Source organism: Streptomyces hilarionis (assembly GCF_024539675.1).
Lineage (GTDB): Bacteria > Actinomycetota > Actinomycetes > Streptomycetales > Streptomycetaceae > Streptomyces > Streptomyces hilarionis.
In genome coordinates, this window is sequence record NZ_JAHHIT010000045.1 from 1 (window position 1) to 21,239 (window position 21,239).

Genomic DNA, 21,239 nt, shown 5'->3' on the forward strand with positions numbered 1-21,239 from the left:
CCGCTCCCCCGGCCCCGCCCGCCGCCGCGCCGGGCGCCGGGAAGATCAACCTGGACAAGGGCCGGGTGAGCCTCCAGAAGAACCAGACCGTCTCCCTGATGAAGGGCGGCCGTCCGCTGCTCTCCCAGGTCAAGATGGGGCTCGGCTGGGAGCCCGCGTTCCGCGGCAAGGACATCGACCTGGACGCCTCGGTCATCGCGTTCGGCCCCCAGCGCAACCACATCGACAGCTGCTACTTCGGCAAGCTCTCCATCGTGAACGGCGCGATCAAGCACTCCGGCGACAACCTCACCGGCGAGGGCGGCGGGGACGACGAGGTGATCGTCGTCGACCTCGGCCGGCTCCCGCAGGACGTGACCGGGCTGGTGTTCACCGTGAACTCCTTCTCCGGCCAGAAGTTCACCGAGGTCGCCAAGGCCTACTGCCGGCTGCTGGACGCCGCCACCGGGGAGGAGCTGGTCCGCTTCGACCTGACCGGCGCCGAAGCGCAGACGGGCGTGCTGATGGCCAAGCTGATCCGCCAGTACTCCGGCGAGTGGGAGATGACGGCGATCGGCTCCTTCGTGAAGGCGCGCACGGTGCGCAACATGGTGAAGCCCGGCGCCGAGGCCCTCTAGGGCGTGTTGGTCGCGGGCGCCCGCCGTCACGCCGGGGCGCCCGCGGTCGCCGGCCGGGCTTCGCTCGCCGTCACCGCGCCGGGCGCAGCCCCTCCGTCAGCAGCGTCACGTACCGGTGGATGACCTCGCCGTCGCCCCTGGCCAGCTCCGACGCCGTCGCCACCCCGTGGGCGAGACGCAGCAGGTCGATCGGATCGACGTCCTCGCGCAGGGTCCCCTCGCGCCGCGCCGCCTCCACCAGCCCGGTCGCCGCCGCCTTCATGCGCGTGCCGCATCCGGTGACCGCCTCCGCCGCGCCGTCCGTGACGGCGGAGCCCAGCAGGGCCTTCATGCCGCGGACCTGGAGCGTGCCGACGCACAGCTCCTCGAGCCACGCCGTCACCGCCTCGCCGGGCGGCAGCTCCCCGCCCAGTTCGTCGGCCCGCGCCGCGAGCGCCTCGATCCGGTCGAGGTAGGCCGCCTCCAGCAGCGCCTGCCGGGTCGGGAAATGGCGGTACAGCGTGCCGGAGCCGACCCCCGCCCGCTTGGCGATGTCATCGAGGGACGCGCCCTCCCCGTGCTCGGCGAAGGCTTCCGCCGCCGCCTCCAGCAGGCGCGCGTAGTTGCGGCGGGCGTCCGCGCGCATGGGTCTGGCCTGCGTCATGCACTCACTCCTCGCGCACGGTCTCCGCGCGCCGGCGACGGCCGCCACGGGGACCGTCCCCGCTCGCGCCCCGGGCGGCGCGACCGGGGCGGTCGCGCTGCCCGCACCGGGTCGCCACGGCCGTATGCTCCACCACGGCCCGCACGCTCCGCCACTGCCCGCCCGGCCGTCCGCCGCGTCCCGCCCCCGACGGTGGCGAGGCGGGAGCGGGGCGAGGCGGAAGCGGGGACGGGAACGGGGACCGGCGGTGGACGGGACGCCCGCGCGTTCGTGGCTCCGCGTGCGCGAGGGCGTCAGAACAGCGCGCTGTACGCGTTCAAGGCGGGCTGTCCGCCCAGGTGCGCGTAGAGGACGGTCGCCCCGCGGTCGATCTCGCCGCGGGCGACCAGGTCGACGAGCCCCGCCATGGACTTCCCCTCGTAGACCGGGTCGGTGACCATGCCCTCGGTCCGCGCCGCGAGCCGCATCGCCTCCAGGGTGGTCGCGTCCGGGACGCCGTAGACGCCCGCGTGGTAGCGCTCGTCGAGTTCGACGTCGTCCACGGTCAGCTCACGGCGCACGCCGATCAGGCGGCCCGTGCCCTGGGCGATGCGGGCGATCTGCTCGCGGGTGCGGGCCGGCTCGGCCGAGGCGTCGATCCCGAGGACGCGGCGGGGACGGCCGCCCGCCTCCTCCAGCGCGGCGAACCCGGCGACCATCCCGGCCTGGGTCGAACCCGTCACGGAGCAGACGACCACGGTGTCGAAGAACACGCCCGCCTGCCGTTCCTGCTCGGCGACCTCGTACGCCCATCCGGCGAATCCCAGCCCGCCCAGCGGATGATCGGAGGCCCCGGCCGGGATCGCGTAGGGCTTGCCGCCCGCCTCCTCGACCTCCCTGAGCGCCAGCTCCCAGCTCTCCTTGAAGCCGATCCCGAACCCGGCCCGGACGAGCCGGACGTCGGCCCCGGCCAGCCGGCTGATCAGGATGTTGCCGACCTTGTCGTACACCGCGTCGGGCCAGTCCACCCAGCTCTCCTGCACCAGGACGCACGCGAGTCCGGCGCGGGCGGCGCAGGCGGCGACCTGGCGGGTGTGGTTGGACTGCACCCCGCCGATCGACACCAGGGTGTCGCAGCCCTGGGCGAGCGCGTCGGCGATCAGGTACTCCAGCTTGCGGGTCTTGTTTCCGCCGTAGGCGATCCCCGAGTTGCAGTCCTCGCGCTTGGCCCACAGGGCGGCTCCGCCGAGGCGGGCGGTGAGCCGTTCCAGCGGGTGGACGGGCGAGGGGCCGAAGAGAAGGGGATAGCGCTCGTGGGAGGAGAGGGCGGGGGACGTCGCGGCCATGGGGGCCTCCTGGGATCAGTCGGTGTCCGCCGGGTCGGCCGGGCCCGGCGGGTCCGGCAGGTCGGCCGTGTCGGCCAAGGTGCGCCAGATCTCCGCCGTGACCCGGACGGCCTCGTCCACGTCGGCCACCGCGCAGGCCTCGATCAGGCGTCCGTGCAGTCCGGCCGAGCGGCAGGCGCCGCCCTCGCCGAAGCGCCGTCGCTCCAGACGCCGGATGAGCGGCGTGTAGCGGGCGACGGTGGCGGCGGCCGCGCGGTTGCCCGCGGCGCGGACGAGGACGTCGTGCAGCTCGTCGTCGGCGCGCAGGGCGGCGTCCACGTCGCCCGCGTCCACCGCGGCGGCGAACCGCTCGTTGGCCGCGCGCATCCCCTCGACGTCCGCCGCGAACAGCCTGGGCACCGCCACCCGGGTGACCAGCTCGTGCATCGCGCCGACCACGGCCGCCGCGTCGCGCACCTCGGCCGCCACCACGGGGGTCACCCGCGTGTAACTCTGCGGCTTGCTCTCCAGCAGTCCCTCGTCGACCAGCCGCGCGAACGCCTCGCGCACCGGCGCCCGGGACAGCCCCAGCCGCTCCGCGAGGTCCACGTCGCGCACCACCGCGCCGGGGGCGATGACCCCGGCCACGATGGCGTCACGGATCGACGCGTAGGCACGGTCCCTGAGCAGGGTGCGCGGCACAGGCTCCATGAACTGAAATGTTAGATATCAGTCGGGCGCGAAACAAGGGCGCGGGCCGAGGACTCCGTCGTCCCCGGCCCGCGCCCGTGCGGTGGGCCCCGCTCTGCCCTTCGAGCAGCGGCGGCCCTCAGGCCGCCCGGCCCTCAGGCCGCCCGGTCCTCGGGCAGCCACGGCCACTTGGTGTCGTCGGCCGCCTCCAGCAGCGGCACCATCCGGAAGGCCGCGTCGGACAGGCCGCCGAAGGTGTGCCGGTTCGCCGTGCCGGACGGGCCGTGCGCCGCACGGTGTCCGGCCAGGTTCCAGGTGTAGACCGGCACGTCGGCCGGTACCTGCTCGGTCGGGCCGCCGTGGCGGCTCGGGGCGAACTGCTCGTCGGTGACGATCAGCACCCGGTCGTGCCCGCGGTAGTGCCGGCGCACGGCCTCGGTGGTGTCGGTGCCGCCGAGGTCACCGAAACGCTCCAGAATCTTCAGCACAGACTCCCCCTTACGGAACGTGATCGCATGGCTTGTGGTGCCGAACTCGACGAGGTCCGCGTCCGCCGCCCGCAGTGCGAGCGCCGTCCCGAAGATCGCCGCGGCGTCGGCGCGGTTGAGGTCGGACCGGTCCGACAGCCGCGCGTAGAACATCGAGCCCGAGCGGTCGACGAGCACCAGCGTGCGTCCCGGCAGCGCGGGCACCCGGGCCAGCGAGTGGCCGAGCGCCTGCTCCAGCGGGTAGGCCCAGCGCAGCGAGGGCGCGTGCCGGTACGCGGCGAGGTAGCGGAACGGGAACTGCCGCGAGCGCGCGACCTCCGCGGGGTCGCCGATCCGCGCCGCCACCCGCGCGGCGGTCTCGTCGCCGACGCCGGCCTCGTCGAAGTTGCGCAGGTTGCGCACCAGCGCCATGGTTCCCATGGACGGGACGACCGCCTCCCAGGCGGCCCGGTCCATCGGTCCCTGGAGCCAGCCCGCCAGCGCCTCCCAGGTCATGCCCGCCTCGGCCAGGCGCCGTGCGCCGTCGGCTCCGGTGACGACCGCGCGCCGCTCGGCGGGCGGCAGCGCCATCAGCTCGCGGTGCGCCACGAGCACGGGCAGCGACGCGGGCGGCTCGGCCGTCTCCGGGTGGTGCCGGCGGTCGAGGGCGTACCGGAACAGGTCGCCCTGCCACGGCTTGGCCGGATCCGGCGAGGCGTGCACCAGGTTGAGGATGTCGCCGAAGCGGTACCCCTTGGCCGCGGTGTCGTACTTGAGCAGCGAGCGGGCGGTGTAGAGCCGGCGCACCGCGTCGGCGACGCCCCGCTTGACGGGCTTGGGGAGGGTGCGTCCGTACGTCGCCGTCCAGTATCCGAGCAGCTCGCCGGGCTCGTCGGGCCGCTGAAGGACGCTGTCCACGACCTGCCGGTTGGAGGGGCCGCCGGTGGCGCCCGCCGCCAGACGCGCGTGGACGTACTCGGCGGCGCCGACGATCGCGGCCGTGCGGAGGTTTCCCTCGCCGCGCAGCCAGCCCAGCAGGCCGGCCGTCCAGGTCGGGTCGCCGACGGCGAGCTCGCGCACCAGTGCGGCGAAGCGGTCGTCGCGGGCGGCGCCGGTCTCGTAGAAGGTCTGCTGGGAGACGAAGTTCGCCACCGCCAGCAGGAAGAGCTCGGAGCGGGCGTCCCGCTCGTGTCCGCGGCCGCCCTGGTGGGTGCGCAGCGCGCGGCCCGTGGTCGTCACGGGCGAGACGGGCGGCGCCTTGCGGGCACGGATATTGAAACGCGCCATGGTGAATTCCCCCGAATTCATGAGATGTCGAGTCCGTCGATCGACGAATCGCTTTTTCGGGGAGGCGCGACAAAGGGAGGGTGCCCGAGATCAGGGGTCGGCGACGGACTTTGCCAGATGCTCTACCCGACTGAGCTACATCGACCCGGGGTCGATGACGGGACTCGAACCCGCGACCGTCCGATCCAATGAAGTAACCGTTGCCTGCGCACCGGGCACCCACCTCATGTTGCGCCTCCCGAGATCAGTTCGGCGGCGGCATGGTTTTCTGTGGAAAGAAGGAGCCGCAGCCCGCGCACCGGAAGGTGCTGTGAAGTTGTGGTGTCCAGAGATCGAGGCCGGCGGAACCGACAAGGTGCTCTGCCCCTGAGCTACATCGGCGCGTGGTGCCGATGGCGGGATTCGAACCCGCGGCCGCCCCATTATCAGTGGAAGTAGGTCCTGCCTTCGCACCTGGACAGGCATTACTTTAGGAGGGCGGCCGCGGACGGGGCGAGTGAATTAATCCCGGTCGTCGTTCACCGCTTCTGCCGCTTCCAGGGACCGGTGATCGCCAGCATGATTCCGGGCGTCTGGATGTTGGCGTACAGGGTGTGGCCGTCGGGCGAGAAGGTGACGCCGGTGAACTCGCTGTATTCGGGCTTGTCCGCGGTGCCGATGTTGAGCTCGTTGCGGGCGATGGGGTACGTGCGGCCGCTGTCGGTCGCGCCGAAGAGGTGCTGGACGCCCTCGCCGTCCTCGGCGATGACGAGGCCCCCGTAGGGGGAGACGGTGATGTTGTCGGGGCCGTCGAAGGCACCGTCGGCCGACGGGTCGGGGTTCACCCCGAGCAGCACCTTCAGGGTCAGCGTGCGGCGCTTGGGGTCGTAGAACCAGACGGCGCCGTCGTGCTGGACGGGGCTCTCGTCACGGGCGTAGGAGGAGACGACGTAGGCGCCGCCGTCGCCCCACCACATGCCCTCCAGCTTGCGGGCGCGGGTGACCTGGCCGGCGGCGAACTGCTTGCGCACGGACACGGACTTCGCGTCGCGGTCGGGGACGTCGACCCAGTCGACGCCGTACACGGTGCCGATCTTCGTGGCGCGCGAGAGGTCGTCGACGAACCTGCCCGCGGAGTCGAAGCACTTGAAGGCCTGAAGGACGCCGGCGTCGTCGGCGAGGGTGCGCAGCTTGCCGCGGCCGTGGCGGAAGCCGGCCGGCGGGGTCCACCGGTAGAGCAGGCCGTTGGGGCCCGAGGCGTCCTCGGTGAGGTAGGCGTGGCCGTGCCCGGGGTCGATGACGACGGCCTCGTGGGCGTACCGGCCGAACGCCTTGACGGGCCGCGGGTCGCGGTTGGCGCGGCGGTCGGCGGGGTCGACCTCGAAGATGTAGCCGTGGTCCTTGGTCATGCCGTTCTGGCCGGCCTTGTCCTCGGTCTCCTCACCGGACAGCCAGGTGCCCCACGGGGTGGCGCCGCCCGCGCAGTTGGTGGAGGTGCCGGCGATGCCGACCCACTCGGCGACATGGCCGCCGGGACGCACCTCGACGACCGTGCAGCCGCCGGCGGCGGCCGGGTCGTAGACATGGCCCTCGGTGAGGGGCACCGGGTACTGCCAGCCGGCGCGCGGGCCCTTGAGCTCGTGGTTGTTGACGAGCAGGGTCGCGCCGCGCGGGCCGCAGAAGGCGGCGGTGCCGTCGTGGTTGGACGGGGTGATCTCGCCGGACTCCAGCTTGGTGCGGCCGCTGTAGGTGACGACGCGGTACCTGAAGCCGGCGGGCAGCGCGAGGATGCCGGCCGGGTCGGGCAGCAGCGGGCCGTAGCCGACCCCGTGGTGTCCGGCGGCCGCCGGCTCGCGCGACGCGTCCGCGGTGTCCTCGGCGTCCGTGGCGGCGAGGGCGTTCGGCGCGCTGGCGAGGGCGCCGACGCTGCCCGCCAGCGCGATCCCGGCGCCGGCGGCCGCGGATTGCCGGGTGAAGTCCCTGCGGGTGAGCGACATGGTGTCTCCTGAGACGGTGGAAGTGCCGTGGAGGGTGGCGGACTCCGGTTCGGCGACACCGTCCCGTCCATGCCTGAACGGGAGTTGAACGGGGGGCGGCTTCGGGGGACCTGGTTCCATGAATCCGTACAGATCCCGTCAGCGCGCCCCCAAGGGGCGGCTCCTATCCGCCCTGCTGCGAGCGCGCCTTGAAGGCGGCCTTGCGGGCCTCCTTGGCGATGCGCTTGTCGGGGTGCAGGCGGCCCATCGCCTCCAGGACGTCCGCGGTGGCCGGGTGGTCGACGCGCCAGGCGGCCGCGAAGAAGCCGCCGTGCTGCTGGGCCAGGCCCTCGACGAGGGCCTGGAGCTCCTCGGAGTTGCCCTCGGCGGCAAGCTGGGCGGCGAGGGTGTCGACGGTGAGCCAGAAGACGAGGTCCTCGGAGGGCGCGGGCACGTCGCTCGCGCCGAGTTCGCTCAGCCAGACCCGGGCGAGCCCGCCGAGTTCGGGGTCGTCGAGCACCTCGCGCACGGCGGGTTCGGCCTGCCCGCCGACGAGGGAGAGGGCCTGCTGGCAGCGCAGCCGGCGCAGCGGCGCGCCGGGGTCGGAGCCGCGCGCCGCGGCCAGCAGTTCCTGTGCGGCGGCGAGGGGTTCGCGGCGGGCGAGCCAGAGCTCGGTCTCGGCGAGCGCGGCGCGCGAGCCGTAGCCGGCGCTGCCGTCGAGGAGGGCGTCGGCGCCCTTGTCGGCGAGGTCGCCGACGGCCGGGGCGTCGAAGCCGGCCTCCTGGAGGCGGGCGCGCAGTCCGTACAGGCCGAGCGGGGTGAGGCGGACCATGCCGTAGCGGGAGACGTCGGTGTCGTCGAGGGGGGCGGTGGGCTCCTCGTCGGGGTCGGCCATGAGGGCCTCGTCGACGGGCCGGTAGGCGACGATGCCGATGGGTTCCAGCAGCCGGAACTGGTCGTCGAGGCGCATCATCGCGTCGGAGACCTGCTCCAGGACGTCGTTGGTGGGCTCGTCCATGTCACCGGGGACGATCATGGAGGCGGCGAGCGCGGGGAGCGGGACGGTGCCGTCGCCGGGGCCGTCCTCGCTGGCGGTGAGCAGGTAGAGGTTGCCGAGCACGCCGTCGAGGAACTCGGCCTCGGCCTCGGGGTTCCAGTCCAGCTTGGAGAAGTCGACCTGGCCGCCCTCGTCCATGGCCTCCATCAGGTCGTCCAGGTCGGGGACGGCGGCCTCGGCGAGCACGGCCTCCAGCGCCGCGAGCCAGACGGCGAGGACGTCGTGGGGGGCGCCCGCGGTCAGCAGGGCCAGGTCCTCGCCGGCGGTGACCGTGCCGGCCTCCTCGTCGACGACCTCAACGAGCCCGGCGTCCACGGCGACCCGCCAGGCCTCGCTCGCGTAGGCCGCGGCGTCCTCGCCGGTCAGGCCGAGCGCTTCGGCGGCGGCCGGGAGCTGCTCCTCGACGAGCGCGCCCCCGGCGTCGACGCGGGTGTCGGGGCCGGCCCGGCGGGCGAGCAGGGCGGCCCGGGAGAGCAACGGCGTGGACAGGGCGTCGCGCGCCAGCTCCGCTTCGGGGTGCAGCCGTACGGGCGGCAGGGGGGAGCTGTCTGACATCGGCTGGTTCTCCTAGGCGCGTGGTGCCGCCGGCCCGCTGGGGCCACTTGGGCCACTCAGCCTAGACGGATATGGGCCCATGCCGCCCGGTTCATCTCCCCGTCGGCCCGCGTACATGGCCGAAACCTTGACAAGTGGCCTGAGCAGGCAGGAGATTGACGCGCGTAGAAATTCACTGCACAGCTGTTCACCGTGTTTTCTACGCGCGTCGCGCACCGCTTCGCCGGTCGCGGCCCCTCGTTCCGTGCTCCACCCTCGTCCCGGCGCTCACGTACGTCCCCGGAGGGATTCAGTTGCCGAGCAAGAAGTCCGCGCGTCTCGCCGCGCTCACCGTCGCCGCCGCCTGTTCCGCGGCCTCCACCGTCGCCCTCGGCGCACCCGCGCAGGCGGACACGGTGGCCGTCCACGACATCCAGGGCACGACCCGGATATCGCCCTACGCCGGCAAGGCGGTCACGGGTGTGGCCGGAATCGTCACCGGCGTGCGCACCTACGGCTCGTCCAAGGGGTTCTGGATCCAGGATCCGAACCCGGACGCCGACCCCGCCACCAGTGAGGGCGTCTTCGTCTTCACCAGTTCCGCCCCGAAGGCCGCCGTCGGCGACTCCGTCACGGTCACGGGCACGGTCTCCGAGTACGTGCCCGGCGGCGCGTCGAGCGGCAACCAGTCCGTCACGGAGATCGTCAAGCCCACGGTGACGGTCCTGTCCGGCGGCAACGCGGTCCCGGCCGCGACGGTCGTGGACGCGACGTCGGTGCCGGCCGCGTACACCCCGGCCGGCGACGCCGCCGCCGCGGGCTCCGTCAACGGCCTGACCCTCCAGCCCGGCCGGTACGCCCTGGACTACTACGAGTCCCTCGAGGGCATGAACGTGCGGGTCGCCGACGCCCGCGTGGTGACGGCCACGGACCCGTACAGCGAGCTGTGGGTCACGGTGAAGCCGCGCGAGAACGCCACCCGCCGCGGCGGCGCGCTCTACGGCTCCTACACGTCGCAGAACACCGGCCGGCTCCAGGTCCAGTCGCTGGGCGCGACGGCCGACTTCCCCGTCGCGAACGTCGGCGACACCCTCACCGGCGTCACCGAAGGCCCCCTGGACTACAACCAGTTCGGCGGCTACACCCTCGTCGCCGGCCGGCTCGGCACGCTGAAGAGCGGCGGTCTCGAGCGGGAGACGACGCAGAAGCAGAAGCGCGGCGAGCTCGCGGTCGCCACCTACAACGTCGAGAACCTCGACCCGTCGGACGCCACGTTCGACCGCCACGCCGCCGCGATCGTGAACAACCTGAAGTCGCCCGACATCGTGTCCCTGGAGGAGATCCAGGACGACAACGGCGCCAAGGACGACGGCACGGTCACCGCCGGCGCGACGGTGACCAAGCTGATCGCCGCGATCGTCGCGGCCGGCGGCCCGACGTACGACTGGCGCTCCATCGACCCGGTCAACGACCAGGACGGCGGCGAGCCGGGCGGCAACATCCGCCAGGTGTTCCTGTTCAACCCGCAGCGGGTGTCGTTCACCGACCGCGCGGGCGGCGACTCCACGACCGCGGTCGGCGTCGCCAAGGTGCACGGCAAGGCGCAGCTGACGGCCTCGCCCGGCCGCGTCGCCCCGGGCGACGACGCCTGGAAGTCCAGCCGCAAGCCGCTCGCGGGCGAGTTCGTCTTCCGCGGCCGCACGGTCTTCGTGATCGCCAACCACCTCAACTCCAAGGGCGGCGACCAGGGGCTGACCTCGCAGTTCCAGCCGGTGGCGCGCAGCTCCGAGGTGCAGCGCCACGCCCAGGCGACGCTGGTCAACGCGTTCGTCAAGAGCATCCTGGACGTCCAGAAGAACGCGGACGTCATCGCGCTCGGCGACATGAACGACTTCGAGTTCTCCGGCACCGCCCAGATCCTCGAGGGCGACGGCGAGCTGTGGTCGGCGATCAAGTCGCTGCCGAAGCGGGAGCGTTACACCTACGACTACCAGGGCAACCAGCAGGTCCTTGACCAGATCCTGGTGAGCCCGTCGATCCGGCGCGGCTGCGACCTCGCGTACGACAGCGTGCACATCAACTCGGAGTTCCACGACCAGGTCAGCGACCACGACCCGCAGGTGCTGCGCTTCGAGCCGTGACCTGGAGCGGGGTCCGGGCCCCGGGCGGGTCCGGGCCCCGCGGGATCAGGGCCGGTCGAACAGGCCGTTCAGCCAGCCCTGCCAGGCGGCTTCGCACTCCTTGACGTCCGCGCCCGGCGTGAAGTCGTGCAGGGAGACGCCGACCGGGTGACCCCAGTGGTTGCGCCCGAAGAAGCGGGTGAGGCCCCGGTCCGTGCGCAGTCCGATGAAGTACCGGTCGCGGTGGTCGACGACGGCCTCGAAGGCGTCGGGCCCGCGGACGGTCAGCGTGGCGCCGGGCGTCACGTCCTCGCCGACCCCGAGCGCCCGCCCGACGACCGCGAGGGCGTCGGGCGCCCGGGACGCCTCGGGCCCGTCGAAGGTGGCGAAGGCGACCGGCCGGGGCGCGAAGTGCACCAGGTACTCGCGCAGGGTGTGCAGGTAGAAGTCGGTGTGCTTGGCGGCGCCGTCGTACTGGTTGTCCCAGTCGTCGACGAAGATGCCGCTGTGCACGTAGCGCACCCAGGCCCGCCGTCCGCCGTCACGGGGCTCCACGGTGTAGTCGAGCTGGTTGAGCGTCTGCTCGGAGATGCCCTCGACGTTCTGGACCCGGTTGGTGTAGCGGTGCGGCGGGTCCCAGGCGGTGACCTCGGACCCGAAGGGGCCCGCGCCGCCGACCCGGGGCTCGGGCGGCTCCATCGGCCACAGGTACCCGCCGGTCCCGGTGGTGATCGCCTCCCACACCTGCTCCGGCGTGGCGTCGACCTCGAACTCGCGGGCGATCTCGAATTCCTTGGACATGGTGGGCTCCTGCGTCCTATCGGTTCGGTTCGGGGGGCTGCCGGTCGCCGACGGCGGGATGCACGGCGACGACGATCCGGTGATCGCGGCCGCCCGGCGCGCCGGGCGCGTCGTACTTGCTGATCAGCGCGCCGACTCCGGCCGTCAACTCCTGGATGAAGGCGGCCCGGTCGGCTGCGGAGGCGAAGCGGACCTCGCCGTCCAGCGCGTAGGTCGCGAGCCCCTTGCGGGCCTTCGCGGCGCCGGTGATCAGCGAGCCGACGTCCCTGACCAGCCGGGCCCCGAGCGCGAGCAGCCAGCGCGCGGAGAGCTGGTCGCGGAAGCGGTCCGGGTCGGGCTGCACCGGGGCGAGCGCGAGCGGCGAGATCACGTACGACGCGGCGGTCGCGCGCATCAGCCGTTCGGTGACGTTGCCCTTGCGGCGCTCACCGGCCAGCTCGACCAGGCCGTGCCGTTCCAGTGCCTTGAGGTGGTAGTTCACCTTCTGCCGCGGCAGGCCGACCTTCCCGGCCAGCATCGCGGCGGAGGCGGGTCCGGCCCCGAGCTCGGCGAGCAGCCTGGCCCGCACGGGGTCCAGGGAGACGGCCGCGGCCTCGGGGTCCTCGATCACGGTGACATCCAGCATGCGTCCACCGTCTCACCGAACACTTTTTTTGTCCAGACGAGCAGAGTTTTCGGTGAAGGGGCGGCAAGAAGGCCCGGCGCCCGCGCTGGTCGCGGACGCCGGGCCTGATCCCTGCGCCGATTCACCTGTGGGCCCGCGGCCCCGCCCGACGGGTGCGCTCGGCGGGGCCGCCGACGGCCGTTGCGCGGGGGCGAGCCCGACGACGCGAGGCGGGCGGCGGCTCGCCGACGGCGGACGGCGGGCGCTCCCGCGTCAGCACGTCCGGCGCCGCGCCCCGCCCGCGCCCCGCGACCGGCTCGCGCCCCGCGTCCCGGCCAGCAGGACGGCCGCAGCCGCGGCCCCGGCGATCACCACCAGCCACGGATGGCGCCGTACGAACCCGACCGGCGCCCGCAGCACGCCCGGGACGGAGTCCCCGGTGGCACGACCCGCCCGCGACGTCCTGCCCCGCAGATCGTGGCGGGCCTGCACGGCCCGCTCCTGGACGGTGTGCCCGGCCCGGGTCGCCGTCTCCTGCGTGACATGACCGGCACGGCCGGCCCGCTCCTGGACGGCGTGACCGGTGCGGTTCGCGCGTTCCTGGAGATGGCGTCCCGCCTCGGCGGCCGAGCTGCGCAACTGCACGCCCATCGCGCCCGCGCGGTCCCGGAGGTCGGCGGCACGCGCCCGGGCCCGTCCGCGCACGTCGGCCCTGGCCGCCAACTCCTCGACGGTCTCACCCAGTTGATGCCTGGTCTGCTCGATCTGCCGACGCAGGTCCGCCGCAGCCTCGTTCTTCATCGGTGGGCCCTTTCCTTGATCTCCTCGACGTCGGCCTTCACGCTGCCGAGGGCCTCCTCGGGCGCCGGGGGCGCCGCCCGGCGCAACTGGGCGCGGCCGGCCATGCCCAGCACGGCGGCGATCACGAACAGCACCGCCGTCACCACGAGCGCCGCCGCCCAGACGGGCAGCACCAGCGAGAGCGCGGCCACGGCCGTGCCGGAGAGGGCGAGCAGACCGGCGTAGCCGAACGCGCCCGCGGCGCCGAGCAGACCGCCGCCGCGACCGGCGCGCCGCCCCTTCTCGGCCAGCTCCGCCTTGGCCAGTGCCAGTTCCTGCCGTACGAGTCGGGAGAGCTGCTCGGTGGCCCGGCCGACGAGTTCGCCGACCGGTCGATGCCCGTCCTGCACGGGCCGCAAGTCCGTCGTGCCGGTCACGGCTCCGCCTCCTCTCGGTTCCCGGAGCCGTCCGGGTACCCCGCCCGCCCGGCACTAAGCCGAGCCCCGAGCTCGCAGCAGACCTTACCCATACCTCGTAGAAGAATTAAGTAGAGCTTCACAGTCGTGGGGCCGAGACTGCTCCCATGACGAGAGCCTCCTCCCCCGGCGCCACGACGCCCGGCCCCACGCCCGCCCCGGCCCGCCCGGCGGTCTTCGGCCGGACGCTCTGCGCGATGGTCACGCCCTTCACCGGCTCCGGCGCGCTCGATCACGACGGCGCCCGGCGACTGGCCGACCGGCTGGTGACCGCGGGCTGCGACGGCCTGGTCCTCTCGGGCACCACGGGCGAGTCGCCGACCACGTCGGACGCCGAGAAGGCGGAGCTGGTGGCGGCGGTGCGCGAGGCGGTCGGCGACCGGGCGTCGATCGTCACCGGCGTGGGCACCTCCGACACCCGCCACACCGTCGACCTCGCACGGGACGCCGAGAAGGCGGGGGCGGACGGGGTGCTCGTCGTCACCCCGTACTACAGCAGGCCCCCGCAATCGGCCGTCGAAGCCCACTTCCGGGAGGTCGCGGACGCGTCCGCCCTGCCGGTGATGCTGTACGACATCCCCGGGCGCACCGGCACCCGCATCGAGCCGGACACCCTGCTCAGGCTCGCCGAGCACCCCCGGATCGTCGCGGTGAAGGACTGCTCCCACGACTTCCTCGGGGTCCAGAAGGTGCTCGCGCGCACCGGGCTGGCGTACTACGCGGGCTGCGACGAGCACAACCTCGCCCTGTACGCCGTCGGCGCGGCGGGTTACGTCAGCACGGTCGCGAACGTGGTCCCCGGCCGGCTGCGGGCCGTCCTGGACGCCTTCGACGCCGGGGACACCGCCGCAGCCGCCCGGCTCCAGCAGGAGGTCACCGAACTGGTGGAGGCGATGATGGCGTCCGGCCTGCCCGGAACCGTCACCGCCAAGGCCCTCCTGAGCGACCTCGGTCTCCCCTCCGGCCCGCCGCGCCCACCGCTGCGCCCGGCCCCGCGGGAGACCGTCGACGAGCTGCGCGCGGTCCACGAGCGTCTGACGGCCTGAGCCCGGCGGCCCGGCCGGCCCGGCGGGCCCCGAAAGCGCGGCGGGGCCGGAAGAGCGGGGCGGGGCCGGAGGCGGGGCGGGGCCGGACACCGGGCGAGGGCCAGTCCACGCGGCCTGCGGGGTCAGCGGTCCGCAAAGACCGGCTCCCAGCGTCCGAGGGTGTCGTCCTGGGTGGCCCGGAAGCCGCTGAGCGGGACGACCTCGTCGCTGCCGACGGTGACCAGCACCAGCCGCTGGTGGTACTCGTCGCCGTCCGGACCGATGTCCCAGGCGACGAGCGAGGACTCGTCCGCCCAGGAGAGCAGTTGCTGGCCGCGCGTCTCGACGCGCTCGCGCCCGGTGCGGGGGTCCAGGATCCAGGAGGACGTCTTGTGCTTCTCGCCCGCGAAGCCGCCGGCGAGGCTGCTGCCGTCGGGGGAGAGTCCCGCCTCGACGTACCAGGTCCAGTGTTCCTCGCCGGCCGGCGCGGCGACCCTGCGCCCCCGCCGGTCGAAGAACTGGTACCCGGGCTCCGCGGGCAGGCCGGACACGACGAGGCTGCCGTCGTGGCTGAAGGCGAAGTCCTGGCGGCTGTTCAGGAAGACGCCGGAGCCCTCGCCCCCGCCGCGCCCGGTCTCGCGCCAGGCCCCCGCCCCCGAGGCGACGTCGATGACGTAGAAGCCCGTGCGGTGCGACTCCCCCATCGGGGGATCCCAGCCCCCGGTGCCGTCCTCGCGCCTGACCCGCAGATCCGGGTTCGCGTCGTACGCGGTCGCGACCAGCTCGCGGCCGTCGCGGGAGAAGGCGAGGCCGCCCACGGTGTGGTCGACGGGGATCCACCGCTTGACCTCGCCGTCGGCCAGGTCGAGCAGACCGATCCGCCCGGCGGGCAGGTTCTGCTCCAGGACGGCCGCGGTCCGCAGCCCCGGAGCGACGGCGACCCAGGACCACCGGGTGGTCTTCGCATAGGTCTTCGTCGCCGGGTCCAGCAGCCAGTAGGTGCGCGTCGAGACACCCCGCCCGGCGGTCCGCGGGACGACCGTCGTCGCGTAGTAGGCGGCCAGCGCCGTGCGTCCGGCGGCGATCAGGTCGCGCGGCGGCGCCTGGTCGGGGTGGGCGGCGACGCGGTGCGGCTCCATGACGTCGGCGGGGCGCACGTCGGTCGGTCCGGCGTCCGCGAGGCGCGGTGCCAGCAGGGCCACGACCGCCACGGCGACGGCCGCGGCCGCCGCCGACACCCACCGCCGGGTGCGTCGGCGTCTGCGCAGGGCGAGGACCCGGTCGGCGAACCCGGTGCCGGCCGGCTGCTGCTCCTCGGCCTGCTCGCGCAGGCAGGCCCGGACGAGTTCGTCGACGTTCACGGACGCACCTCCACGGGCGAGAAGTCGGACGCCGGCTCCTGCTCGGCGTCCGCGGGGCCGAGGGCGGCCAGTTCCGGCGCCAGGGCGCGCAGCCGGGCGAGGGAGCGGTGGGTGGTGGAGCGCACGGTCCCCACCGAGCAGCCGAGGAGTGCGGCCACCTCGGCCTCCGGAAGGTCCTCGAAGTAGCGCAGCACCAGGACGGAGCGCTGGCGCGCGGTGAGCCGGGACAGGGCGGCGCGCATCACCACGCGCAGCTCGGCGGCCGAGGCGGCGTCCGGGCCGACCGTGCGGTCGGGGGGTTCCGCGACGCTGACCTCGCGCCGGGGCCACTTCAGGCGCCAGCGGCCGATCTGTTGCCGGTAGAGGACCTGACGGACGTAGGCCTCGGGTTCGTCGATGTGGCGCCAGCGGCCCGCGGTCCTGGCCAGGGCGTTCTGGAGCAGATCCTCGCCCGCGTGCCGGTCGCCGCCGCTGAGCAGGACGGCCGTCCTCAACAGCGCCGACGATCTGCTCTCCACGAACAGGCGGAAGCTCTCCAGCCCCTCGGCATCCACGCGACACCTTCTCTTCCCCCGGGAGCGGACCCGTCGTCCGGCCCCTGCACCCCTTGGGACGCGCGCGGACCGCCGCCGCTATGCATGCGATCTGAACCGATTCACGACCGGCCCGGGCGGCGGGGACGCCGAGGCGGGGTCCCGGGAGAGACCGCGGAGGGCCGGCAGGGGCCGGGGCGACCGGGGAGGAGCCGGGAAGAGCCCCCGGGAGGAAGAGACCCGGAAGGGCGAAACGACGAAGGCAAGGAGGTCACACGCTCCTTGCCGCTTTCAACGTATAGCGCACAGGGGGGCTTGCGGCAAGGCCCCCGTCGTGACGCAGAATCTCCGACCTGGGCCGATGTGCGCAGGGACGGACCGGCCCGTCGCCGACCGCCGCCCGCGGGCCGGGACGACGGGACGACGAGTCGAGCACGCGTGACCCGCGAGAATGGGCGTACCCGGCGGCACGGACCGACCGCGGTCGCAAGCGATCTCATACCGGAGCTGATGACGTGACCCCCCTGACCACCGGGGCCTTCGACCTTCCCGAGCGCCTGTCCCACAAGGCCGACCCGAAGCTGATCGCCGGCGACGAGCGGCACTTCGCGGCTCTCGCCGAGTGTCTGGAGCAGTCGATCGCGGAGGTGTCGGGCCGCCTCGACGCCGAGCGCCGGGCGCCCGGCGGGCTCGGCCGGGGGGCGATGGACCGCGACACCGAGATCCACCGGCTGACCGCACGGCTGCGCACGCTGCGCCGCTTCGGGCTCGACCTGTGCCTGGGCCACATGGTCGGCGCCGACGACGGCGAGCCCGTGTACGTCGGGCGCCTCGGACTCACCGACGCGACCGGGCGCCGGCTGCTGCTCGACTGGCGCTCCCCCGCGGCCGAGCCGTTCTTCGGGGCCACCCACGCCAACCCGATGGGCCTGGCGAGCCGGCGCCGGTACCGCTGGACCCGCGGCCGGATCAGCGACTACTGGGACGAGGTGTTCTCGCCGGACGGGTTCGCCGGCCACGCGGCGGCGCTCGACGACCAGTCCGCGTTCATCGCCAGCCTGGGCGGCGACCGCTCGGCCCGGATGCGGGACGTCCTCGGCACCATCCAGGCCGACCAGGACGCGGTGATCCGGGCGGGCTCACGCGGCGCCCTGGTGGTCGACGGGGGCCCGGGCACCGGCAAGACCGTCGTCGCGCTGCACCGTTCCGCCTACCTCCTCCACTCCGACCCCCGTCTGGGCCACCGCCGGGGAGGCGTGCTGTTCGTCGGCCCGCACCGGCCGTACCTGGCCTATGTCGCCGACGTGCTGCCGAGCCTCGGCGAGGAGGGGGTGCAGACGTGCACGCTGCGCGACCTCGTCGCCGAGGGCGCCGAAGCGGGGGCCGAGACCGACCCGGAGACGGCCCGTCTGAAGTCGTCCGCGCAACTGGTGCGCGCGATCGAGAGGGCCGTCGCGTTCTACGAGGAACCGCCGGCCACCGGGATGACGGTCACCACGCACTGGTCCGACATCGCCCTCACGGCGGACGACTGGGCCGTCGCCTTCGACGCGGCGGACCCGGGCACGCCCCACAACGAGGCGCGGGAACAGGTCTGGGAGGAACTGCTCACGATCCTCACGGACAAGCACGAGGGCGACGCCCCGCCCGCGCTGCTGCGCAAGTCCCTGCTCCAGAACCGGGAGCTGGCGACGGCCTTCAACCGGGCGTGGCCGCTGCTCGAGGCCGCCGATCTCGTGGGCGACCTGTGGACGGTGCCCGCCTATCTGCGGATGTGCGCCCCCTGGCTGAAGCCCGACGAGGTGAGGCTGCTCCAGCGTCCGCAGGCCCGCGCCCAGGCCTGGACGGTGTCCGACCTGCCGTTGCTGGACGCGGCGCGTCATCGCGTCGGCGATCCGCAGGCGGCCCTGCGCGCCCGCCGGCACAAGGCCGTCCTCGCCGCCCAGCGCGAGCGCATGGACCTCGTCGTGGACAACCTGATCCGGGCCGTGGCCGACTCGGGGGCCGACGGGGACGACGGCGAGGGGCTGGTGAGGATGCTGCGGGGCGAGGACGCGCAGGTCAGCCTGGTCGACGATGCCGAACTGCCGGTCGCCGACCCGGATCTGCTGGCCGGCCCGTTCGCGCACATCGTCGTCGACGAGGCGCAGGAACTGACCGACGCGGAGTGGCAGATGCTGCTGGCGCGCTGCCCCTCGCGCAGTTTCACGATCGTCGGCGACCGCGCCCAGGCCCGGCACGGCTTCACCGAGACGTGGCAGGAGCGGCTGGGCCGGATCGGGTTCGACCGGATCGCCCTGGCCTCCCTGAGCATCAACTACCGCACGCCGCAGGAGATCATGACCGAGGCCGAGCCGGTCATCCGGGCGGTGCTCCCGGACGCCAACGTGCCGACCTCGATCCGCAGCGGCGGCGCCGCGGTCGTCCACGGCTCCGTCACCGAGCTGCACGCGCTCCTCGACGCCTGGCTCGCCGACCACGCGGCCGGGACCGCCTGCGTGATCGGCGACCCCGCGTTCCGCGCCACGCCGCGCGTGCGCTCCCTGACCCCCGAACTGTCCAAGGGTCTCGAGTTCGACCTCGTCGTGCTCGTCGACCCGGAGAAGTACGGGGAGGGCGTCCAGGGAGCGGTGGACCACTACGTCGCGATGACCCGGGCCACCCGACAGCTGGTCGTCCTGACGACCCCCTGACCCGCCGGGCGGCCCGACCGGGTCAGTTGTGGCTGTGCAGGATCTCGTTCAGGCCGCCCCAGACCGCGTTGTTGGGGCGGGCCTCGACGGCGCCGGAGACCGAGTTGCGGCGGAAGAGGATGTTCGAGGCGCCGGAGAGTTCGCGGGCCTTGACGATCTGGCCGTCGGGCATGGTGATCCGGGTGCCCGCGGTGACGTACAGGCCGGCCTCGACGACGCACTCGTCGCCCAGGGCGATGCCGACGCCCGCCTCGGCGCCGACGAGGCAGCGCTCGCCGATGGAGATGACGACGCTGCCGCCGCCGGACAGCGTGCCCATCGTGGAGGCGCCGCCGCCGATGTCCGAGCCGTCGCCGACGACGACGCCCGCGGAGATGCGGCCCTCGACCATCGAGGTGCCCAGCGTGCCGGCGTTGAAGTTGACGAAGCCCTCGTGCATGACCGTCGTGCCCTCGGCGAGGTGCGCGCCGAGGCGGACCCGGTCGGCGTCGGCGATGCGGACGCCCTTGGGGGCGACGTAGTCGGTCATGCGGGGGAACTTGTCGATGGAGGTGACCTGGAGGTGCAGGCCCTCGGCGCGGGCGTTCAGCCGGACCTTCTCGACGTCGTCCACGGCGACCGGGCCGAGCGAGGTCCAGGCGACGTTGGCGAGGTGGCCGAACATGCCGTCCAGGCTCTGGCCGTGCGGCTTGACGAGGCGGTGGGAGAGAAGGTGGAGGCGCAGGTAGACGTCGTGCGCGTCGAGGGGCTTGTCGTCCAGCGAGGCGATGACCGTGCGGACCGCGACGACCTCGACGCCGCGGCGGGCGTCCGGGCCGACGGCCTTGGCCGCGCCCGCGCCGAGCAGTTCGACGGCCCGCTCGGCGGACAGGCGCTCGGTGCCGGAGGGGCCGGGCTCCGCGACCAGCGCGGGCGCGGGGAACCAGGTGTCGAGAACGGTGCCGTCGGCGGCGATCGTGGCGAGGCCGCCGGCCACGGCGCCGGTGGTGCGAGGAGCAGTCGTGTCGGTCATGAGGGCAACCTAACCGGCGGGAGCCCACCGAGGCCAACCCGCGCAGCGGTGTCTCAGGTGGCGGTCCCGCAGGCGGGGAGGGCCTCGCCCGTCACGCCCCCGCGCCCCTGGCCCGGGCCCCTCGCCCGGGCCCGTCGGCGTCCCTCGCGCCGCGGCCGTCGGAAGCCGGGCCGACGCCGTTGCCGGCTGCGGGACTTGCCCCCTCTCGCGTGGCCGCCGTGCCGCCCGCTCCCCCAGGGTTCCGCTCCCCCCGGCAGCGGTACGGCACTCAGCGGCGTCCGGAGCCTCGGCGTGGCGGCCGGGCGGGCGCGCCCGGGCGGGGGCGGGGCATGAGGCGGGAGAGCGCTTCCCTGGCGTACTCCTCGTCGTAGGGCACGCCCGTCAGCAGGACCTGAAGGCAGATGCCGTCCATCAGCGCCACCAGGGCGCGCGCGGTGAGCGGGTCGGTGCGGCGGGCGAGCAGGGCGGCGACGTCCTCGGCCCACTCGGCGGCGACGGGACGCAGGGCCGGGCGGCGCAGGGCGGCGAGGTAGAGCTCGTACTCCAGCTCGACGCCGGTGCGGTCGCCGGCGAGCCACTCGCCGAGCAGTCCGGCCAGTTCGGCGGGCAGGTCGGCGTCCGCGTCGGTCAGTCCGCCGCGCGCGGCGACGACCTTGGCGAAGCCCTCGTTGGCCTGCCGCAGGGCGGCCGTCATCAACTCGTCGAGCGTGGCGAAGTGGTAGGTGGTGGAGCCGAGCGGCACGTCCGCCTCGGCGGCGACGGTGCGATGGCTCAGCCCGGCCAGCCCCCTGGCGCCGACGACGCGGATCGCCGCGTCGATGATCCGCTGTCGCCGTTCGGGGTCGTGACGGCGGGGCATCAGTGCGCGCCCCCCAGGTTCAGCACGACGACTCCCGCGACGATCAGGAGGATGCCGGCGGCCTTGGCGGGGTTCAGGGTCTCCCCGAACAGGGCCGGTCCGATGAGGGCGATGGCGGCGGTGCCGGTCCCGGCCCAGATGGCGTACGCCGTGCCGATGCCGATGGTCCTCAGCGCCTGGGCCAGGAGGAAGAAGGAGACGACGTAGCCGACGACCGTCAGCAGCGAGGGCCACAGCCTGCTGAAGCCGTCGCTGTACTTCATGACCGTGGTCGCGGTCACCTCGGCGGCGATGGCGCCGGCGAGCGTCAGGTATCCCATGTGTACGAGCGTACACAGTGATGCGTACACCCGTACACATCAAGCGCGGATTCAAAAGCGTTATGGAAAGCGCTCGCTCAAACGGATGAACGCGAGCCACC

19 protein-coding genes and 1 tRNA gene are annotated in these 21,239 nt (G+C 73.8%); 4 read left to right on the forward strand and 16 right to left on the reverse strand.

Annotation, left to right across the window (positions count from 1 at the left end):
- A partial coding sequence (locus tag KMS84_RS10510; protein ID WP_256915861.1) for a TerD family protein occupies positions 1–617 on the forward strand: 617 nt, incomplete at its 5' end.
- A 70-nt stretch (positions 618–687) separates the two neighbouring features.
- On the opposite strand, the gene KMS84_RS10515 is transcribed toward KMS84_RS10510, so the two are convergent.
- The 7 genes from KMS84_RS10515 to KMS84_RS10545 all read right to left on the reverse strand — a co-directional run bounded on the left by KMS84_RS10515 (position 688) and on the right by KMS84_RS10545 (position 8,575).
- Positions 688–1,260, reverse strand: coding sequence for a TetR/AcrR family transcriptional regulator (locus tag KMS84_RS10515; protein ID WP_256915862.1), 573 nt, complete (start codon positions 1,258–1,260; stop codon positions 688–690).
- Positions 1,261–1,553: 293 nt separating this feature from the next.
- Entirely contained in the window at positions 1,554–2,585 is a 1,032-nt protein-coding gene (locus tag KMS84_RS10520) for a 1-aminocyclopropane-1-carboxylate deaminase (RefSeq protein ID WP_256915863.1), read from the reverse strand.
- A 15-nt stretch (positions 2,586–2,600) separates the two neighbouring features.
- The gene (locus tag KMS84_RS10525; protein WP_256915864.1) at positions 2,601–3,275 is read right to left on the reverse strand and encodes a GntR family transcriptional regulator; all 675 of its coding nucleotides are present in this window, start codon (positions 3,273–3,275) and stop codon (positions 2,601–2,603) included.
- A 134-nt stretch (positions 3,276–3,409) separates the two neighbouring features.
- Positions 3,410–5,008: a TROVE domain-containing protein gene (locus KMS84_RS10530; RefSeq protein WP_256915865.1), complete on the reverse strand. Its 1,599-nt coding sequence runs from the start codon at positions 5,006–5,008 to the stop codon at positions 3,410–3,412.
- Between the two features lie 384 nt (positions 5,009–5,392).
- Positions 5,393–5,471 (reverse strand) — tRNA-Ile (locus KMS84_RS10535).
- 55 nt (positions 5,472–5,526) lie between these two features.
- A complete protein-coding gene (locus KMS84_RS10540) occupies positions 5,527–6,984 on the reverse strand; it encodes an alkaline phosphatase PhoX (protein WP_256915866.1) in 1,458 nt (485 codons plus the stop codon).
- Positions 6,985–7,147: 163 nt separating this feature from the next.
- Complete coding sequence (locus KMS84_RS10545) at positions 7,148–8,575, reverse strand: hypothetical protein (protein ID WP_256915867.1); 1,428 nt, start codon at positions 8,573–8,575, stop codon at positions 7,148–7,150.
- Positions 8,576–8,868: 293 nt separating this feature from the next.
- On the opposite strand from KMS84_RS10545, the gene KMS84_RS10550 reads away from it, so the two are divergent.
- Complete coding sequence (locus tag KMS84_RS10550; RefSeq protein ID WP_256915868.1) at positions 8,869–10,695, forward strand: DUF8508 domain-containing protein; 1,827 nt, start codon at positions 8,869–8,871, stop codon at positions 10,693–10,695.
- Between the two features lie 45 nt (positions 10,696–10,740).
- On the opposite strand, the gene KMS84_RS10555 is transcribed toward KMS84_RS10550, so the two are convergent.
- From KMS84_RS10555 to KMS84_RS10570, 4 genes are all read right to left on the reverse strand, one after another.
- A complete protein-coding gene (locus tag KMS84_RS10555) occupies positions 10,741–11,475 on the reverse strand; it encodes an SRPBCC family protein (RefSeq protein ID WP_256915869.1) in 735 nt (244 codons plus the stop codon).
- Between the two features lie 16 nt (positions 11,476–11,491).
- Positions 11,492–12,100: an ArsR/SmtB family transcription factor gene (locus KMS84_RS10560; RefSeq protein ID WP_256915870.1), complete on the reverse strand. Its 609-nt coding sequence runs from the start codon at positions 12,098–12,100 to the stop codon at positions 11,492–11,494.
- Between the two features lie 252 nt (positions 12,101–12,352).
- Positions 12,353–12,880, reverse strand: a complete 528-nt coding sequence (locus KMS84_RS10565) for a DUF3618 domain-containing protein (protein WP_256915871.1) — start codon at positions 12,878–12,880, stop codon at positions 12,353–12,355.
- Entirely contained in the window at positions 12,877–13,296 is a 420-nt protein-coding gene (locus KMS84_RS10570) for a phage holin family protein (protein WP_256915872.1), read from the reverse strand. The genes KMS84_RS10565 and KMS84_RS10570 overlap by 4 nt, the downstream gene beginning before the upstream one ends.
- Positions 13,297–13,442: 146 nt before the next feature.
- On the opposite strand from KMS84_RS10570, the gene dapA reads away from it, so the two are divergent.
- On the forward strand, positions 13,443–14,381 hold the full coding sequence (dapA, locus tag KMS84_RS10575; RefSeq protein ID WP_256915873.1) for a 4-hydroxy-tetrahydrodipicolinate synthase: 939 nt from the start codon (positions 13,443–13,445) through the stop codon (positions 14,379–14,381).
- 122 nt (positions 14,382–14,503) lie between these two features.
- On the opposite strand, the gene KMS84_RS10580 is transcribed toward dapA, so the two are convergent.
- Together KMS84_RS10580 and KMS84_RS10585 are read right to left on the reverse strand one after the other, a co-directional pair.
- A complete protein-coding gene (locus tag KMS84_RS10580) occupies positions 14,504–15,721 on the reverse strand; it encodes a WD40 repeat domain-containing protein (protein WP_256915874.1) in 1,218 nt (405 codons plus the stop codon).
- On the reverse strand, positions 15,718–16,275 hold the full coding sequence (locus KMS84_RS10585; RefSeq protein ID WP_256915875.1) for a SigE family RNA polymerase sigma factor: 558 nt from the start codon (positions 16,273–16,275) through the stop codon (positions 15,718–15,720). The genes KMS84_RS10580 and KMS84_RS10585 overlap by 4 nt, the downstream gene beginning before the upstream one ends.
- A gap of 494 nt (positions 16,276–16,769) precedes the next feature.
- On the opposite strand from KMS84_RS10585, the gene helR reads away from it, so the two are divergent.
- Positions 16,770–18,947 carry an RNA polymerase recycling motor ATPase HelR gene (gene helR, locus KMS84_RS10590; RefSeq protein ID WP_256915876.1) on the forward strand — a complete coding sequence of 726 codons (2,178 nt, stop codon included), beginning with the start codon at positions 16,770–16,772 and terminating at the stop codon, positions 18,945–18,947.
- Positions 18,948–18,969: 22 nt separating this feature from the next.
- On the opposite strand, the gene dapD is transcribed toward helR, so the two are convergent.
- The 3 genes from dapD to KMS84_RS10605 all read right to left on the reverse strand — a co-directional run bounded on the left by dapD (position 18,970) and on the right by KMS84_RS10605 (position 21,138).
- Positions 18,970–19,959: a 2,3,4,5-tetrahydropyridine-2,6-dicarboxylate N-succinyltransferase gene (dapD, locus tag KMS84_RS10595; protein ID WP_256915877.1), complete on the reverse strand. Its 990-nt coding sequence runs from the start codon at positions 19,957–19,959 to the stop codon at positions 18,970–18,972.
- 268 nt (positions 19,960–20,227) lie between these two features.
- Positions 20,228–20,818, reverse strand: a complete 591-nt coding sequence (locus KMS84_RS10600; RefSeq protein WP_256915878.1) for a TetR/AcrR family transcriptional regulator — start codon at positions 20,816–20,818, stop codon at positions 20,228–20,230.
- Positions 20,818–21,138 carry a DMT family transporter gene (locus KMS84_RS10605; RefSeq protein WP_256915879.1) on the reverse strand — a complete coding sequence of 107 codons (321 nt, stop codon included), beginning with the start codon at positions 21,136–21,138 and terminating at the stop codon, positions 20,818–20,820. Before KMS84_RS10605 ends, KMS84_RS10600 begins: the two co-directional genes overlap by 1 nt.
- Between the last annotated feature and the right edge of the window lie 101 nt (positions 21,139–21,239).